18 protein-coding genes are annotated in these 17568 nt (G+C 65.5%); 11 read left to right on the forward strand and 7 right to left on the reverse strand.

Annotated elements, in window-relative coordinates; all coding sequences use genetic code 11:
- The 7 genes from F3J19_RS11960 to F3J19_RS11990 all read left to right on the forward strand — a co-directional run.
- Positions 1-654: thiamine pyrophosphate-dependent enzyme (locus tag F3J19_RS11960; protein WP_240158898.1), on the forward strand; the 654-nt coding region annotated here is incomplete at its 5' end.
- Complete coding sequence (locus F3J19_RS11965) at positions 651-1526, forward strand: ABC transporter ATP-binding protein (RefSeq protein ID WP_167041277.1); 876 nt, start codon at positions 651-653, stop codon at positions 1524-1526. The genes F3J19_RS11960 and F3J19_RS11965, both read left to right, overlap by 4 nt.
- On the forward strand, positions 1523-2359 hold the full coding sequence (locus F3J19_RS11970; RefSeq protein WP_167041280.1) for an ABC transporter permease: 837 nt from the start codon (positions 1523-1525) through the stop codon (positions 2357-2359). The genes F3J19_RS11965 and F3J19_RS11970 overlap by 4 nt, the downstream gene beginning before the upstream one ends.
- Before the next feature lie 5 nt (positions 2360-2364).
- Positions 2365-4089 carry a hypothetical protein gene (locus F3J19_RS11975; RefSeq protein WP_167041283.1) on the forward strand — a complete coding sequence of 575 codons (1725 nt, stop codon included), beginning with the start codon at positions 2365-2367 and terminating at the stop codon, positions 4087-4089.
- Positions 4079-4969, forward strand: coding sequence for a hypothetical protein (locus F3J19_RS11980; protein ID WP_167041286.1), 891 nt, complete (start codon positions 4079-4081; stop codon positions 4967-4969). The genes F3J19_RS11975 and F3J19_RS11980 overlap by 11 nt, the downstream gene beginning before the upstream one ends.
- A gap of 23 nt (positions 4970-4992) precedes the next feature.
- Positions 4993-5298, forward strand: coding sequence for a hypothetical protein (locus F3J19_RS11985; protein ID WP_167041289.1), 306 nt, complete (start codon positions 4993-4995; stop codon positions 5296-5298).
- A gap of 134 nt (positions 5299-5432) precedes the next feature.
- The gene (locus F3J19_RS11990) at positions 5433-6515 is read left to right on the forward strand and encodes a porin (protein WP_167041292.1); all 1083 of its coding nucleotides are present in this window, start codon (positions 5433-5435) and stop codon (positions 6513-6515) included.
- 228 nt (positions 6516-6743) lie between these two features.
- Here the strand turns inward: F3J19_RS11990 and F3J19_RS11995 are convergent, their stop codons facing one another.
- Genes F3J19_RS11995 through F3J19_RS12015 form a run of 5 tightly spaced genes read right to left on the reverse strand, consistent with a single transcriptional unit; the run spans position 6744 to position 11980 of the window.
- Complete coding sequence (locus tag F3J19_RS11995) at positions 6744-8405, reverse strand: electron transfer flavoprotein-ubiquinone oxidoreductase (RefSeq protein WP_205192787.1); 1662 nt, start codon at positions 8403-8405, stop codon at positions 6744-6746.
- Between the two features lie 29 nt (positions 8406-8434).
- Entirely contained in the window at positions 8435-9064 is a 630-nt protein-coding gene (locus F3J19_RS12000; protein ID WP_167041295.1) for a HutD family protein, read from the reverse strand.
- The gene (locus F3J19_RS12005; RefSeq protein WP_167041298.1) at positions 9061-9990 is read right to left on the reverse strand and encodes an FAD-binding protein; all 930 of its coding nucleotides are present in this window, start codon (positions 9988-9990) and stop codon (positions 9061-9063) included. Before F3J19_RS12005 ends, F3J19_RS12000 begins: the two co-directional genes overlap by 4 nt.
- Positions 9987-10760, reverse strand: a complete 774-nt coding sequence (locus F3J19_RS12010; protein WP_167041966.1) for an electron transfer flavoprotein subunit beta/FixA family protein — start codon at positions 10758-10760, stop codon at positions 9987-9989. Before F3J19_RS12010 ends, F3J19_RS12005 begins: the two co-directional genes overlap by 4 nt.
- Before the next feature lie 35 nt (positions 10761-10795).
- Entirely contained in the window at positions 10796-11980 is a 1185-nt protein-coding gene (locus tag F3J19_RS12015) for an FAD-binding oxidoreductase (RefSeq protein WP_167041301.1), read from the reverse strand.
- Positions 11981-12186: 206 nt separating this feature from the next.
- On the opposite strand from F3J19_RS12015, the gene F3J19_RS12020 reads away from it, so the two are divergent.
- A complete protein-coding gene (locus F3J19_RS12020; RefSeq protein WP_167041304.1) occupies positions 12187-13152 on the forward strand; it encodes a LysR family transcriptional regulator in 966 nt (321 codons plus the stop codon).
- 23 nt (positions 13153-13175) lie between these two features.
- On the forward strand, positions 13176-13991 hold the full coding sequence (hutG, locus tag F3J19_RS12025; protein ID WP_167041307.1) for an N-formylglutamate deformylase: 816 nt from the start codon (positions 13176-13178) through the stop codon (positions 13989-13991).
- Positions 13992-14171: 180 nt separating this feature from the next.
- Here hutG and F3J19_RS12030 read toward each other — a convergent pair whose 3' ends face one another.
- Both F3J19_RS12030 and F3J19_RS12035 read right to left on the reverse strand, forming a co-directional pair.
- Positions 14172-14888 (reverse strand): GntR family transcriptional regulator, encoded by a 717-nt coding sequence (locus F3J19_RS12030; protein ID WP_167041310.1) that lies wholly within the window; start codon positions 14886-14888, stop codon positions 14172-14174.
- A gap of 99 nt (positions 14889-14987) precedes the next feature.
- Positions 14988-15656: a DUF4286 family protein gene (locus F3J19_RS12035; protein ID WP_167041313.1), complete on the reverse strand. Its 669-nt coding sequence runs from the start codon at positions 15654-15656 to the stop codon at positions 14988-14990.
- A gap of 106 nt (positions 15657-15762) precedes the next feature.
- Here F3J19_RS12035 and F3J19_RS12040 point away from each other — a divergent pair, with 106 nt between their 5' ends.
- The gene (locus F3J19_RS12040; RefSeq protein WP_167041316.1) at positions 15763-16338 is read left to right on the forward strand and encodes an amino acid synthesis family protein; all 576 of its coding nucleotides are present in this window, start codon (positions 15763-15765) and stop codon (positions 16336-16338) included.
- 25 nt (positions 16339-16363) lie between these two features.
- Positions 16364-17560: an amidohydrolase family protein gene (locus tag F3J19_RS12045; RefSeq protein WP_167041319.1), complete on the forward strand. Its 1197-nt coding sequence runs from the start codon at positions 16364-16366 to the stop codon at positions 17558-17560.
- The last annotated feature ends 8 nt before the right edge of the window (positions 17561-17568 follow it).

Consider the following 17568-nt stretch of genomic DNA (forward strand, 5'->3'; position numbering starts at 1 on the left):
TCGGCGCGCCTCGACGCGATCGCGCCGCTCCGGGCGCGTTACGCGCAGCGCACGACGCCGCGCGCGTTCGATGCGGGCGCGCCGCAGAACATGATCAGCCTCGAAGGCGTGTATCACGACATTCTGCGGCTGCTGCCGGAGCGCGCGAGCATCGCGAGCGATGCCGGCACGTTCGGTGGCTGGCTCATGCGCTACTACCGCTGGAAGCATCCGCGCACGCTGTTCGCGCCGACCGCGGGCGGCATGGGCTACGCGCTGCCGGCGGCGATCGGCGCCAAGATGGCGCGGCCCGACGAACCGGCGGTCTCGTTCTCCGGCGACGGCGGCTTCGCGATGACGATGAGCGAGCTGGAAACGGCGGTGCGTCTGCGCCTCAAGGGGTTCGTCGCGCTCGTGTTCAACAACAACAACTACGGCACGATCACGATGCATCAGCGCCGGGAGTTTCCGGGCCGCACCGTCGCGACGGAACTGGGCGCGATCGATTTCGCGATGCTCGCCGAGTCGATGGGCGCGAAAGGCTTCACCGCGCGCACCAATGCCGAGTTCGCCGAGGCGTTCGCACGGGCGCTCGCGCACGACGGCCCCGCGTTGATCAACATTCTTTACAGCCCGGATCGGCTTTCGCCGTGGGCGGACGAGCGTGCATCATGAGCCAGACGTTGAAAATCGAAGAGGCGCGGCCGCTCGAACTGGTGACGGGGCAGCGTGCCAGTGCGCCGCAGGCGAACACCGCCGCAAACACCGCCGCGATCAGCGTCGATCACGTGTTCAAGCGCTTCGGTTCGAAGAAGGGCGACGTGCAGGCCGTCAGCGACGCCTCGCTGACGATCGCGCGCGGCGAATTCGTCTCGATCGTCGGTCCGAGCGGCTGCGGCAAGAGCACGCTGCTCAATATGATCGCAGGCCTGATGCCGGTCAGCGAAGGCCGCATCGAGGTGCTGGGCAAGCCCGTAAAGGGGCCCGTGCATGAACTCGGCGTGGTGTTCCAGCAGCACCTGCTGCTGCCGTGGCGCACGATCCTCAACAACGTGCTGCTGCAGATCGAAGTCCGCAATCTGAATCGCGCGGAGTATCTGCCGCGCGCGCAGCAACTGCTCAAGCGGGTGGGCCTCGGCGACTTCGCCGAGCGCTTCCCCGACGAACTGTCGGGCGGCATGAACCAGCGCGCGGCGATCGTGCGCGGCCTCATGCACGATCCCGGTGTGCTGCTGATGGACGAACCGTTCGGCGCGCTCGACGCGATGACGCGCGACCAGATGTGCCTCGACTTCCACCAGCTGTCGCGCGAGCAGGGCAAGACGGTGCTGTTCATCACGCACTCGATCACCGAGGCGGTGTTCCTGTCGAACCGGGTCGTCGTGATGTCGCCGCGGCCCGGCCGCATCGAGGAGATCGTGCCGATCGAGCTGGCCGGCGAGCGGCACGTCGACATTCGCGACGAGGCGGAATTCACGCGCTATACGCGGCATATCCGCCGCATCTTCGAAAAAATGGGCGTATTGAAAGAGGAGCGCCGGTCATGAATCAGAGTTCGACATCGCAAGGCGCCGTGCGCCGTGTGTTCAGTGCGCTATGGGCCCGGTTTCCGGTGCTGATCGTGCTGGTCGCGATCGTCGCCGTGTGGGAAGCGGGCGTCGATATCGGCCACGTGCCCTCGTATCTGCTGCCGCCGCCGAGCAGCATCTGGGTGTCGCTCGTCGATCATCGCGCCAATCTGCTCGCGCATATGTGGGTCACGCTGATCGAAACGCTGGCCGGCTTCGGCCTGAGCATCGCGATCGGCGTGCCGCTCGCGGCGCTGATCGTCTACTCGCGCGTATTCGACCGGATCGTCTATCCGATCCTGATCGCGTCGCAGTCGGTGCCGAAGGTCGCGCTCGCGCCGATCCTGCTGGTCGCGCTCGGCTACGGCATCCTGCCGAAGATCATCGTCGCGTTCCTGATCGCGTTCTTTCCGGTGGTCGTCAATACCGTCACCGGTCTCGCCTCGGTCGATCGCGATACGCTCAAGCTGATGCGCTCGATGGGCGCGACGAAGGCGGCCGTGTTCAGCAAGGTGCGCTTTCCGCATGCGGTGCCGAGCATGATCGCCGGGTTCAAGGTGGCGATTGCGCTGGCCGTGGTCGGCGCGGTGGTGGGCGAGTTCGTCGGCGGCCGGGCGGGGCTCGGCTACTACATGATGCTGGCGACCGGCAATTTCGACGCGCCGCTCGTGTTTGCCTGCGTCGTGGTGCTGACGCTGGTCGGCATCGTGCTGTTCTATGCGGTGGGTCTGCTCGAACTGCCGATGGCGCGCTGGAACCGCTCGGTGCGTATCGCGCGCGCCGCGGAAGCCGGCAGCGCATTCGGGATGTGACGGCAATGGCGAATCTCCCGGTTTCCTTGCCGTCCCGAGGCGCGGACCTGATGGAGCTGACGCACCTCGGTGCGATCTGGCCCACCAAGTTCAGCTTCGCGCATTCGTTCCTGCGCACGGTGTGCCGGATGGACTTCTCGTGCGAAATCAGCGAACTGCGCCTCGACGATGCAGGCCGCGGCCACATCGCCTATCGGGCGCGGCTCGACGGACACACGATGACGTTCGTGGTGTTTTCCGACCCGCTGCCGGAGCATCAACAGCAGGACCGCATCATCGCGACGCGCTGGGACGCATGGGCGGCGCTCTTTATCGGCGAGCCGTCGGCCGAGGATATCGAGCAGTCGCGCGAGCAGATCCAGCAGGTGACGTGGGGGCGCGCCGCGCCGCGCACGCTCGCCTGGTCGCGGGCGAACCGCAGCGCGCGCCTGTTCGAGCATGTGGTGGCGTCGCTCGCGGCCGGACAGCAGCCCGATCCGCGCCAGTTGAACCAGATCGGTTATCTGATCCGCACCACCGGGTTTAGCGGCAATGGCCGCAACGGCATGCACGATTACGCGTATCTGCGCCAGATCGGCCATCCGTTGCAGGCGCCGTATCACGCGCAAATGATGGCGGCTTACCTGTGGCGCGAGTTCGGCTACGACCTCGCACTGCACCTCGCGCGCGTGCGCAATCCCGCCGCCGTGGATCTTTCCGACGAATCGCGGCGCTTCATTGGCGTCGGCAACTCGTCGGGCATCGGGCTCGTGCCGTTCGTGGTCCGGCATCCGCGCCTGCTCGACCGCTGGATTGGCGCGCGCGAACAGGCTCTGGCCGAGATGTATCGCGAGCGCTTCGAAGCGGACGATTCGCGTTGCGACGAGTTCGATCGTCAACTGGAGCGCGCCATCGAGTATTTCGCGCACGAGCCGACCGGCGACCTCGACGAGTTCGCGCCGAGCGAGGCGATTCATGCCGAGCTGCTCCAGGTGCGCGAGCAGTTCGCCCACTTGCGCGCCGGGTGGACGGCCGGCGCGAGCCGCTCGAATCCGCTGGCCGAACTGCTCGCCAGCTGGCGGGGGCGTTGCTGCCTGGAGACCGGCGAGCTGCTGAACTCGTTGCTGCTCGAATGCCACGAAGGCGGCAACGTTGACGCGAATACGCTGCATGCCGACGAATCGCTGCCGTTCGATCCCACGCAGAAGGCCGGTGCGCTGAAGGACCTGATCGAGACGCATCTGGCCTGGGTGAGCCGTTTCACCGTGGAAGGCGAGCGGCCTTTTTTCTGGTACGCATCCGAGGAAAACATGGAGCCGCGGCGCGGCAGCCGCGACATCGACGAGGGCGAGCAATATGCGCTGCCCGTCGACGTGATGGGCCGTGTCGAAGAGCTGCTGTCCCGTCTACGCGCCGTGCCGCCCGAGCAGACGCTCGGCCGCTTTCTGATCGCGCATCCGGACATGCGCTTCATGGTCGGCTGGGTCAGCACGCTGGCGGATTCCCACTACGCGATTGCGCGCACGGATCTGCTCACGAAGGACTTTTCCCCGCTGCGCATCATGCGTTTCCAGCTGGCGACCTACGGCATGTTGAAGTTCCGCCCGCGTTCGCGCACGTGGCTGCGCGCGACGCTGTTCCAGGGCGCGGGGCTGCCTCGCGAACTCGCGGCCGGCCATGCCGGCGACGGTTTGCTGCCGAGCGTGCCGCACGGCTACGAATTGACGGAGGAACCGCTTCTTGGAGAATGAACTGTTGTCGGCTTCGGTTCGCCTGTCCGGCAAAGAGGTGCCGGGGTTGGCCGTGCGCGTGCTCGGGACGGCGTTGATGCCGTGGGGCGCGAGCGCCGGCGCGGCGGAGGCCGTCGAGTTCAGCGAACTGGCGGGCTGGCGGCGCCTGAGCCGGCTCGCGCGCGAACTCGATGCCTTCGATGCGTCGATGTGGCGCGCGCCCGATATCGTCGCCGAGCACGAAGACCATGCGCTATGCGAGGCGAACGGCGGCTCCGCGCTGTTCTTCGGCGCCGCGCTGGCCGACTGGCTGGGCGCCTGGGCGGCGCAAAGCGGGCGGGTCGTGGTCGCGCTGCGCAACGTTGCCCATGCCGCCGATCTGCATGCGATCCCGTACTGGCTCGCGCGGCGCGGATACGCGGGATGTGTCGCCACGGGCCTCGGGGTTGCGGCGGACGCGGGGCAGCGCGACGGAAGCGGGATCGTGTTCAGCGTGGCCAGTGCCGAAGGCGACGGCTGGCAGTATCGGGCCGCGCATGATCCGATGGCTGTGCCGGGCGCCGCCTGCTCGTTGCTGTCGGCGCTGAAGCACGACGCGCCGCCGCGCGCGGCATTCGACGCGCTGCTGCAAACCGGCGGCCACTCGCAGGCGGACGTGCGCGACTTCGCATGGCTGGAGGGGAACGATGCCGTCGTCGTTGCGGCGCTGGCGCGGAGCTTGAGCGGTTTTATCGGCGACGCCTGCGCGTACGCCATCGATTCGCAGCACCTGAGCGCGCTGAAGGCGCGGGCCATGGCCGAAGGGTGGCCGATCCCGCGTGACGAATGGGAGCGGTTGATGCGCTTCGCCGACCGAAGCCTGATTCGCACGTCCGAGCGTTCGCGCGAAGGCGCCGGTTGATTTCATCCAGACGGGACACAGTCATGAAGATAGTTGTCGTACATCATTTCGTCTTGCCGGGACAGCACGAGGCGGCGCACAGGCGAATCGGGGAAGTCACGCGGCGCATGGGTACCCGCGATGGCTTGATGTTCCGCCACGTCGGCGCACGCGCCGGCATGCCGGACTGCCTGACCTCGGTCACGGGCTGGCGCAGCGAGAGCGATTGCGCCGGGTGGGAAGCGTACCGGGATTCGCTGCCGCCGATCGGCGGCGACAACCCGTATTCGAAGGTCGAGGAACTGGCGGTGATCGTTCCTTCGTCCGATGAAAAGGGCGCGGCCGGTTGAGGCAAGGGGCGCGGCTGTCGCGCCCCGGTTTCGTCTTATTTAATAAGGATGTCGAATCTGTTGGTGGGGATGTGAAGTAGGTGGTACAGGTTTCATGAAAAAATTCTTACAATATAAATTGGTTAGGAGGTCAAATGAAGAAGGCATGGATGTTGATCGCGCTTCTCGCTGCATCGGATTACGCATCGGCTCAAAGCTCGGTGACGTTGTTCGGTCAGATCGACGAGGCAATCGCCTACATTAACAATGCGGGCGGCGGCGCTTCGGTGCGCATGCGCAGCGGCACGTGGGTGGGTTCCCAGTGGGGGCTGACCGGCAACGAAGACCTGGGCGGCGGATACCGGGCTTTCTTCCGCCTCGAAAACGGTTTTGATCTGAATACCGGCAAACTCGGGCAGAACGGCCGGCAATTCGGCCGTCAATCGTATCTGGGGCTCGGCACGCCCTACGGTAATCTGACGTTCGGCCGCCAGTACGACATGGTGGTCGATTATGTCGGCCCGATCATGGCGAACGGACGGGGCAGCGCGCCGGCCTACGACATCGACAATACGGGCAATGACTGGCAGACCAGCAACTCCGTCAAGTATACGACGCCGACTTTCCACGGATTTTCCGCCGGCGCGCTGTATGCGTTCGGCGGCGTGCCGGGTCAGTTCTCGACCAACAGCGTGGTGAGCGCGGGCGCGGGCTATACGGGCGGTCCGTTGCAGGTCGGCGCGGCGTATACGTCGGTGCGCAATCCGTATGCGACGTGGTTCGACAGCACCGGTGCGTCCAATATCCTGATCTTTGGCGCTTATCTGCCGAACGCGCGTGCCCTCAACATTGCGGCAGGCGGCGTTTCATATAAGTTCGGCAATTTGATCGGCCGTGTCGGGATGTCGCATTCCGATCTGACCCAATCGATCAACGGCGCGGACGCCCAGTTCAATATCTATATGGCGCAGGCCGACTACTGGATGCGCTCGGATATCCGGCTCGGCGCGGCGGTGGACCTCGTGTACGGGAACATCGGCTCGCTGGGCCAGCATCCGCGCTATCAGCAGTACAACCTGGTCGCCGATTACTATCTGTCGAAGCGCACCGATCTTTATATGTGGGCGATCTACGGCACGGCGGGCGGTGACGCGACGCGCATGCAGATCGGGCAACTGCCGGCGTCGACGACGAATAAGCAGTTCAACATCAACTTCGGTATCCGGCATCGCTTCTAGGACGCTCGGCATCGAAGACGGCGTCGCCGCCGAGGTTCGTGCGGCGGCGCTGTCATGAGCGCTGGGAGTGCGATTGGATCTGGTGCAAACCGGTGCCCGTGCGGAACGGAGCAGGGCCATGACGAGGCGACGTGCTGCCGCGCGCTGCGAGTTCAGGCAGCGCGCGGCAGCACGAGCTATTTGCGTGGCACGATCGATCCTGCTCTCCCGTTTCAGGAGAGCGGCTGGTTACATATTCGGGTAGTTCGGCCCGCCACCACCTTCCGGCGTGACCCACACGATGTTTTGCGTCGGGTCCTTGATGTCGCAGGTCTTGCAGTGCACGCAGTTCTGCGCATTGATCACAAGCCGCTCGTTGCCTTCATCGTTCTTGACGAATTCATACACGCCAGCGGGGCAGTAGCGCGACTCCGGACCCGCATAGGTCTGCCAGTTGACGTTGACCGGCACGGTCGGGTCTTTCAGCGTCAGATGCGCGGGCTGGTTCTCTTCGTGATTCGTGTTCGAAATGAATACCGACGAAAGCCGGTCGAACGTGAGCTTGCCATCGGGCTTCGGATACGTGATCGGCTTGCACTGCGAAGCCGGTTTCAGCATTTCATGATCCCAATGCTGGTGATGCAGCGTCCACGGCACATTGCCGCCCAGCAGCTTCTGCTCGATGCCGACCATCAGCGTGCCGAGGTACAGGCCCTTGCTCATCCACTGCTTGAAGTTGCGTGCGCGATACAGCTCGGTGTGAAGCCATGAGGTCTTGAAGGCTTCCGGATACGCAGTCAGTTCGTCAGCCTGGCGGCCGGCCTGCACGGCATCGAAGGCCGCGTCGGCCGCGAGCATGCCGGTCTTGATCGCCGCGTGCGAACCCTTGATACGCGAGACGTTCAGGAAACCCGCATCGTCGCCGACCAGCGCACCGCCTGGGAACACCAGCTTCGGCAGCGACATCAGGCCGCCCGCCGTAATTGCCCGCGCACCGTACGACACGCGCTTGCCGCCTTCGAGAATCGCGCGGATCGCCGGGTGTGTCTTGTAGCGCTGGAATTCCTCGAACGGAGACAGGTACGGATTCGAATAACCGAGGCCGACCACGAAGCCCACCACGATCTGGTTGTTGTCCAGGTGATAAAGGAACGAACCGCCGTACGTATCGTTTTCGAGCGGCCAGCCGGCCGTGTGCATCACCAGACCCGGCTTGTGCTTCGCGGGATCGATTTCCCACAGTTCCTTGATGCCGATGCCGTAGACCTGCGGATCGGCGCCATCGCGCAGTTTGAACTTCTCGTTCAGCTGACGCCCGAGATGCCCACGCGCGCCTTCGCAGAACAGCGTGTACTTCGCGTGCAGTTCCATGCCGAGCTGGAAATTTTCGGTCGGCTCGCCGTCCTTGCCGATGCCGAGGTTCCCGGTCGCGACGCCCTTAACGGAGCCGTCTTCGTTATAGAGCACTTCGGCGGCGGGAAAACCCGGGAAAATTTCGACACCGAGCGCCTCGGCCTGCTGACCCAGCCAGCGCGTCACGTTCGCGAGCGAAATGACGTAGTTGCCGTGGTTTTTGAAGTTATCGGGCAGCGCCCAGTTGGGCACGGCCTTCGCGCCGGTTGCGGTGAGGAACAGGAAGCGGTCTTCGGTGACGGGAACGTCCAGCGGCGCGCCTTTGTCCTTCCAGTCGGGGATCAGTTCGGTGATGGCGCGCGGGTCCATGACCGCGCCCGAGAGGATATGCGCCCCGATCTCCGAGCCTTTTTCGAGTACGCACACGCCAAGCTCGACGCCCTGCGCGGCGGCGCGCTGCTTCAGGCGGATCGCCGCCGACAGCCCGGCCGGGCCGCCGCCGACGATCACCACGTCGTATTCCATCGACTCGCGCGGGCCGAATTGCGAAGTAAGCATAGGTCAGGTCGCGACGTCAGATCGCGCAATTAGAGGGAGAGGGGAGCGATGGCAATCGAGATCAATTCAGCGCCGGTGCCGAGGGGGACGAGATCGAGCGGTTCGTGTGAACGCTCGATGAGAATGCCTTGCAGCGGACCGAGCAAGACGCCGTCAAGCATCCCGCCGCGCACGCTCCACTGACCGGACAGGCCGATCAGCAACCGGATCGGCGCCGCCGCGATGCTCGACGAACCGGACAGCACGCTGACGGACGAACCACAGCGGCCACGGCGCGTCATCACGTTCAGCGCGTTGACGGGCGCCGTGGAGAGCGTGCTCCACAGATCGAGGTCGCCGGAGAAATGCACGGGCTGGCCACGCTGCGCGTCGATGCGGACCTCTTGCGAGCGCAGCTTCACCACACCCTCGTCGAGCAGCACGAAGGTGCGCTCGAAGCCGGCGAACTGCGAGAACCTCGCGGACGTGTTCAGCGTTGCGAGGCTCACGCGCCAGTCCGTGTCCTCGCCGTGTCCGGCGGCGCTGCCGCGAGCAATGGTGCGGGTGATGCCGTTGCCGTTCGCCCACGGCTCCGCCTGCAACTGGGCGTACTCGAAGCGGCGCACGGCAACCTGAGCGGCGCTGGCCGCGGAAGAGGGCGCAGCCGCTTCAGGCTTCATCGCGCAGCTCCGGCATGCCGCTCCAGTTCGCCCAGCACCTCGAACAGATCGCCGACGAGCCCGATATCGGCAACAGAAAAGATCGGCGCGTCCGGGTCCTTGTTGATCGCAACGATCACTTTCGAGTCCTTCATGCCGGCGAGGTGCTGGATCGCACCGGAAATACCGAACGCGAAATACACATCGGGTGCGACGGTCTTGCCGGTTTGGCCGACCTGCGCGGCATTGGAAACATAGCCCGCGTCGACGGCCGCGCGCGAGGCGCCGAGCGCCGCGCCGATCTGTGCGGCGAAGTGTCCGAGCCGCTCCATGTTTTCCTGCGAGCCGAGACCACGGCCACCCGACACCACGATGCGCGCCGAAGCGAGGTCCTGGCCGGACTGGTTGGCGGTGTGCCGTTCGACGAGACGGGTTTTCGCAAAGCTGTCGAGCACGGGCAGCACGACGATGTCCGCTGCCTGTTCGCCCGAGCCGGCAGCGGGCCAGGACGAGGCGCGGAACGTGGCGAACGTCGTGGCGGCTGCCGTGCTGACGTTCGACACGACGCTGCCCGCATAGAGTCCGCGCACGAACTGGTTCGCGCCTGCAACCGCCGTGATGTCGGACAGAAACGCGCCGCCGGCACGCGCGGCCGCGCGCGGCAACGCGCTGCGCCCGAGCGTGCGATGGGCCGCGGCGATCAGCGAATAGTCGCTCGCGAGAAGCGCGAGCCGTGCGGCGAGCGTTTCGGGCGCGATGTCCACCGAAGCGGCGGCCGCGACCAGGACGCGCGAGATTCCGGCGACGCGCGCGGCAGACTCTGCCGCGCTCGCGTCGAGCACCAGCAGATCGACCGGCAGACCGCGCTCGCTGGCGGCCGATACGGTTCGAAGCGCAGCATCCGCGACCTGACCGTTTTCCGTCTCTGCAAGGACGAGCGTTCTCATGCGGCGACTCCCGTGTTTCCGAATACGTTGCGTGCCGCGAGCGCGTTGATCAGCGCGGCGGTGGTCGGCACCTGGATGCCGGCCTTGCGCGCGGGCGGTTCGCTCAGCGCGTCGATGCGCGCGAGCGGTGCCGGCTCCACGCCGAGCGTGCGATAGCCGAGGATCTCCAGCGGCTTCTGCTTCGCCTTGACGATGTTCGGCAGCGTGACGCGGCGCGGTTCCGCGAGCCGCAGGTCCGCGCTTACCACGCACGGGCCGCCCAGTTCCCAGGTTGCGGTGCCGCTGTCGTCACCGCAGGTCACGCGCCAGCCCTCGGCCGTGGCGTCGAGTGCGCTCGCGTCGAGCCCTTGCGGCCAGTCGAGCAGGCCGGCCAGCATCGCGGCGACGCCGCCGATGTCGTCGTCGATCGCCTGCTTGCCGCAGAGCACGAGACCGTAGTCGTGGGTCGCCAGATAAGCGTGCAGCAGCCGTGCGACGCCGAGCGAATCGAGTGCGGGTGTCGCCTCGGCCGTGTCGATCAGCACCGCGTCGTTCGCGCCCATCGCGAGTGCGGTGCGCAGCACGTCCTGGCTTGTCGCGAGGCCGCAGGTCAAAACGGTGACGTGCGTTGCCACGCCGGCTTCGCGCAGTTGCAGCGCCTTCTCCAGCGCGCATTCGTCGAACGGATTGAGCGACATCTTGAGGCCCGTCGTATCGACGGCGCCGCTGGCATTGACGCGTACGCGCACGTTGGGATCGACGACGCGTTTGACGGGAACCAGAATCCTGATAGCCATGTAGGTGTTCTCCGGGAAATCAGGGTAAGTCAGGACACGGCGCCCGAGCCGTACTTGCCGACCAGCAGCGCGCCGCTTTCGAAGCGGCTCAGCGCGTAAGGGGCGAGCGAGACGTCGGTGGGCAGACCGAGCGCATGCTGCGCGAGCAGCTTGCCGACGCCCGGCGAAAGCTTGAAGCCGTGTCCGGAAAAGCCGAAGCCGACGGTCAGCCCTTCGATATCGGCAACCGGTCCGAGCACGGGGTTCCAGTCGGGCGTCACGTCATAGACGCCGGTCCACGACGAGGCGAGGCCCGCCGTCTCGTAGGCCGGGAAGCGCTCGGCAACTTGCGCGCCGACTTCGGCGACGTAGTCGAGCGAGATGTCTCCCTGTTCGGTTTCGGGTGCGTTCAGCGTTTCGCCGACCACGCCTTCGGACACCAGCATCTGTTTGCCGCCATAGCTGCGGTAATAGAGCATGCCCGGCGAGGCGAGGTCCTTGAAGGCCGGCATCGCGAACGTGTATTCGGCCTCGCATTCGAGCGCCAGCACCGTATGGCGCTCGGGCTTGACCGGCAGCGTCACGCCGATCCAGCCGGCCAGCTCCGGCGTCCAGATGTTCTGCGTGCTGACGAGCGTGCCGCAGCTGAACGTGCCGGCCGTCGTCTCGACGCCGGTGATCCGGTGGCCGTCGCGAATCACGCCGGTCACGCGCGTGTTCTCCATGATCTTGACGCCGCGCTTGCGGGCCGAGCGGGCGAAGCTGGTCGCGACGAGGTAGGCGTCGGCAAAGCCGGCTTCGGGCTCGAAGCCGATCAGCGCGGCATCGTCGAAGCGGGCGATCGGCATGCGTTCGCCCGCTTCGTCGCGCGACAGCAACTGGACCTCGATACCCATGTCCTGCTGCGCGCGCAGCGACGCGCCCAACGGTTCGAGCTTGTCGCCTTCGGGCGCGCAGATCATGTAGCCGCACTTGACGAGGCCGCACGAGGCCTCTTCGTCGCCCACGTATTCGGCGAAATTGTTGAAGGCCCACCACGACGCGCGGGCCAGCTCGACGTTCTGGCGCACGGAGTAGTGCGTGCGCAGCAGCCCCGACGACTGCGAGGTCGTGCCCGCGCCGATGGTGCCCTGTTCGAGCACGAGTACGCTCTTTGCGCCGAGCGCGGCAAGGTGATGAGCGACCGATGCGCCGACTACGCCCGCGCCGATCACGACAAAATCATAGTGGCTCATGTGGACTCTCCAGAATGGCAATGGGCGGATTGTAGGGACGAGCCGCGGCAGACGATTTTTTATTAGATAAACTAATGAGGCCCCCGTATTGGTGCTGATGAAACTGACGCCACGGGCGGGTACAGGCACCATGGCGCTTTCTCGCCGATCGTCGATCACCGATCGCGAGGGGGCAGGCTGGTGGAGACGAACCACAGGATGAGGCAATGGGACGGACACAGGCTCCGATCGATCTGCGGGCGCTGCAGGCGTTTATCGCCGTCTGCGAAACCGGCTCGATGACCGCGGCGGCGAGGCAGCTCGGCGTGACGCAAAGCGCGATCAGCCAGGCGATCTCGGCATTGGAGCGCGACCAGGGTCTCGTGCTGTTCGATCGCGACAGCCGGCCGCCGCGCCCCAATCTGGCCGGGCGCGCGCTGCTCGAACTGGCCGGTCCGCTGCTGGAGCATGCGCAGACCGTGAGCGCTCGCATCGGCGACGCGGCGCAGGTGGGCAAGCTGCCGGTGCGCCTTGGCTGCGTCGATTCGTTCGCGGCGACGGTGGGGCCGGAGCTGATCCGCGCCGTGTCCGGCACGCCGCGGCAGATTTCGTTGTGGTCGGGGCTCACCCCGGGGCTGAGCCGGATGCTGCACGATCATGAACTCGATATGGTGGTCTGCACGCAGACCACGCTCGACGATGCGCGCATCGTCGAAGTGCCGCTGTTTTCCGAGGCCTTTGTCGCGGTCGTCGCGAAAAGCTATCTGCATGAGCGGCGCGACGCGGACTGGCGCAGCCTCGCGCACGATCTGCCGCTGATCCGCTATACCCGGCGCTCCGTGATCGGCCAGCAGGTCGAGCGGTTCGCCCGGCATCTCGGCATCGTGAGCCCGCAACGCTACGAATTCGACGCGACCGATCCGCTCCTGAGCCTCGTGACCGCGCGGCTCGGCTTTGCGATCTCCACGCCGCTGTGCCTCTGGCAGGCGCGCCACTATCTGAACGACATCGCGGTGCTGCCGTTGCCGGCCAGCCGGCTCGGGCGGCGCGATTTTTTTCTGCTGCATCGCGAGGGCGCGTGGGGCGACTTTGCCGCCGACATCGTCGCGCTCACGCGATCGGTGCTCGACCATTCGATTTGTCCGGCTTTGGCGCAGGCTTTGCCGGAACTGCCGGCCGACGCCGTGCAGTGATCCATCACGACAGGAGTTTGACGATGAACGAGTTGTATTCGCTCGAGCGCGGCGACGCGCCGCTGCTGGTTTCGATTCCGCACCTCGGGACGCGGATTCCCGACACGCTGCGCCCTCTGTATTCCGACGCGGCGCTGACGCTGGCCGACACCGACTGGCATCTGGACCGGCTCTACGCGTTCGTGCGCGAGATGGGGGCGACCTTGCTCGGCGCGAAAGTGTCGCGCTATGTGATCGACCTGAACCGGCCGCCGAACGACGAGAGCCTGTATCCGGGGCAGACGACGACTGGCCTGTACCCGACCGAAACGTTTCATGGCGAAGCGGTGTATCGCCCGGGCTGCGAACCGGATGCGGCGGAGAAGCAGCGCCGCGTGGAGACCTGCTGGCGTCCTTATCACGCCGCGCTTGCGGAGGAGCTGGCGCGTCTGCGCGCGCTGCATCCCCATGTGCTGCTGTGGGAAGCGCATTCGATCGCGAGCGTGTTGCCGAGGCTTTTCGAAAACAAGCTGCCCGATCTGAATCTGGGTACCCAGGACGGACGCACCGCGGCGCCGGCGCTGCAGGCCGCAGCCGAAGCTGGCGCCGCGGCGGGCGAATTCACATGGATTGCGAACGGGCGCTTCAAGGGCGGCTATATTACGCGCCACTTCGGTGCGCCGCAGCAAGGCATTCACGCGATCCAGCTCGAGATGTGCCAGTCGACCTATATGGACGAAGCGGCGCCGTTTGCCTATCTGCCCGAGCGCGCGGAGCGGGTTCAGCCGACGCTGCGGCGCATGGTGGGCGGCGCGCTCGACGCGCTCAGGACGCTGCCGGCGCCTCGCGTGCCCGAATGAACCCGTTCGCCTTATTCGCGTGCGCCAGGTGTCCCGATGGGTGCGCGCGCAGGGCGGCGGAATAAGGCGAGATGAGCGAGATGAGGCCCGAGGCCAAGACGCTGCCGGCCTCGATGAGCGAACGCTTTTCGGGCGTCACGGATGGCGGGAGTCGCTTTCGCTATCCGGACTTGCCCGATCTCACGCGGCGACCGAACGTGACCGCGTGCGCGCACGCGGTTTTTCGATTGCCGGTTTCGTCACTTCTTCGGGATGAAGCGCCGCCTGCTGCGCCGCAAGAATATGAGCCTCGGCCGCGGCTCGGGCGGCGACCGGGTCGCGCGCCTTGACGGCGTCGCGGATGCTATGCATTTCGAGCAGGCTGAATCTCGCGCGGCCAGGATTCGCCATCGACTTCGCGCGCAGCAGATTGATGCGCGCAAACAGCGATTCCAGAAATTCGCGAATGATGTGGTTGCCGCAGCCGAGCAGAATCACGTCGTAGAACTCGCCCGTCGACTTGAGCCGATCGAGCGCATTGTCGTTATTGACGGCTTCCTGGAATTGCGCGAGCGCCCGGTCGAGGGCGGCGACCTGCTCGTCGGTGGCCGACTGAGCCAGAAGCGCGGCCGCTTCGCCTTCGAGCAGCTTGCGCACGTGATAGATCTCCACCGACTCCTGGATGGAGATCGTCGCCACCGAAGGCCCGCGGTTCGGCGCGTTGTGAACGAGACGCTCGGATTCGAGCCGCCGCAACGCTTCACGCAGCGTCGTGCGGCTCACGCCCATCGTTTCCGCGAGCGTCGTTTCGACGAGCCGCTCGCCCGGCGCGAGTTGCCCTTGCATGATGGCTTCCCGCAACTTCGACGTGGTCTGAAACAGCACGGTCTGCGGTGTGACTTTCAGATCCACAGCCATAACGTCCCCTTCCCTTGATCTTTTCAGTTTGTAATGCGGCGGCCGGCCAGCGGAGCGCCGCGCGAGGCGCGCGCGCTCCCGATGCCCGGCCCGTGCCGCTTACCCTTGCGCGAGGAAGCGTTGACCGATTTTTTCGAAGACGCAGTAATGGCCCTTGAACCACTCTTCCGCCGCGAGGCGGGCGCGCCACGGCGTGCCACGCGCTTTTTCCCGCGCGTCCGACTCAAGTGCTTCCCGCTTTGCCAGATAGTGTAGAGCAAGATGGGTGAAGCGTTGAGGGTCTCCGTCGACGATATCGAAGCGCCGCACGGCAAGCCAGTCCTCGCATTCGAGCAGCGCCGGGATGTGGTCCTGTTCATACCAGCGATTGAATTCGTCGCTGCGCGCCTCGGGCACGGTGAAGAACACGGCGTAGACGAACTGCGCGTCGAACGGCGAGCTCGCGCGCGCGCCGTCCTGATGCCAGTAGCCGATTTCCTCGCCGATGTAGCGGGTGAAATCCGACACGCCGCCGAGCATGCGCCGCGAGCGCTCGCCCGGATTGCCCTTGATCTCCTTGTACTGCGGAGTCGAGAGCGCATCCCTCGATTCCATCTCGTAGATGGCGAGGTAGGCCGGCCCGTCGACATTGCGGTAGCGCTGCGCCGACGTGAAGCCCGGCGCCTTCATACGCGCCGGAATGTGCTCCGTGTCGTACCAGTCGTTGAAGTCTTGCTCCCAGCTTGCGTCGGGAGTCATTTCCGAAAACAGCACCGTGCGACGGCTCATCTCGATCTCCTCTCAAAAAAAGTTGTTGACTGGATTGTACGACAATCGTATTGTTTGTCAAACTGATACTTTTAACCGCCGGACTACCGGCCCTGGAGTCTCCGATATGAAGCTGCAAGTCAAGTCCCTCTACACGTACGTTCAGCACCAACCGGCACCGGCGAATGCCGAAGATCAACGTCCGCTGCACAAGGTTGCGGTCATCGCCGTCGTCAAGAATCCGTATGCTGGCGAGTTCCGCAACGACCTCTCCGAAATGATCGAGGCCAGCGTCGAACTGGGCGAAAAACTGGCTCAACTCGCGAAGGACGCGATGGGCCCGTACGAAGTCGAGAGCTACGGCAAGGGCGGCATCGTCGGCACCGCCGGCGAACAGGAGCACGCGAACGCGCTGCTGACGAGCGCATTCGCCGAGCCGATCCGCGCGGCCGTCGGCGGCAAGGCATGGATTCCCTCGTACACGAAGGTGGCTCCGGCTGGCGTCGCGATCGACGTGCCGCTCGCCTACAAGGATGCGCTCTATGTGCGTTCGCACTATGACGGCATGACCGTTGCGATCCCGGAAGGCCCGCTGCCCGACGAAGTCGCCGTGATCTTCTGCCTCGCGAACCGCGGCCGTCTGACCGCTCGCGTGGGCGGCCTGAAGGTATCCGAGGCAGTCGGCGAAGACGGTCTCGTCTAAACAATTTCCTTATGGAGGAGATGCAATGAAAACGGCAATCGTCAATCTGAAGACCATCGTCACCGGAGAGTGGCGCGATCCGTTCGCAAAGGGCGACAGCATCCTGATGGCGGACGGCAAGATCGAAGCGATCGGCACCCTGAGCGCCGAACAGCTCGAAGCCTGCGACGTGGTGATCGACGCCGACGGCGCGACCGCGATCCCGGGTCTGATCGACTCGCAGATTCACAACACGTTCGGCGACTACACGCCGCGCCAGAAAACCGTCGGCTTCCTCGAAAGCTACGTGCACGGCGGCACGACGACCGCGATCAGCGCGTCCGAAGTGCACGTGCCGGGCCGTCCGACCGATCCGCAAGGCGTGAAGGCGCTGGCCGTGGCCGCGCAGCGCTGCTTCGCCAACTATCGCCCGGGCGGCATGCGCGTGTTCGCGGGCTCCATCATTCTCGAACCAGGACTGGTCGAGGACGATCTGCGCGACATCGCCTCGCAAGGCGTGTGGCTCGCGAAGGCCGGCTTCGGCGCGGTCAAGACGCCGTTCGACTACGCGCCGATGATCGGCTGGGCGAAGAAGCACGGCATGATTACCACGGTGCATACGGGCGGCTCGTCGATTCCGGGTTCGTCGGGTATCTGGGCCGAACATCTGATCGCGATGCAGCCGCACGTGTCGTTCCATATCAACGGCGGCCCCGTGGCGATGCCGGATCAGGATTTCGGACGCATTCTCAACGAAAGCGAAATCGCGATGCAGGTCTGCACCGCCGGCAATCTGCGCACGCTGCTGATGATCGCCGAGATGACCGTGCAGGCCGACAAGTTCGACCGCTTCCTGATCGCCACCGACACGCCGACCGGCAGCGGCATCATGCCGCTCGGCATGATGTACACGATCACGCACCTCGCGAGCCTCGGCAAGATGGCACCGGAGCAGGCGATCTGCGCCGCGACCGGCAACAACGCGCGCACCTACGGCATCAACTCGGGCTTCCTGCAGGTCGGCCGCGACGCCGACGTCGTGATTCTCGACTCGTGCGTGGGCGGCACCAAGCATACGGCTCTCGATGCGCTGGCCAATGGCGATATCGCCTCGGTCGCGGCGGTCGTCACGGACGGCGTGCCGCGCTTCGTCGGCCGCAGCCGCAACACGCCGGCTTCGGAGAAGAACGTGCGGGTTATCAAGTCCCGCATCATGAACGATTTCGCGGCTCCTAAACATTGAGAACTGGC

Origin of the sequence: Burkholderia sp. Ax-1724 (assembly GCF_011752995.1) — a bacterium.
Taxonomy (GTDB): domain Bacteria; phylum Pseudomonadota; class Gammaproteobacteria; order Burkholderiales; family Burkholderiaceae; genus Paraburkholderia.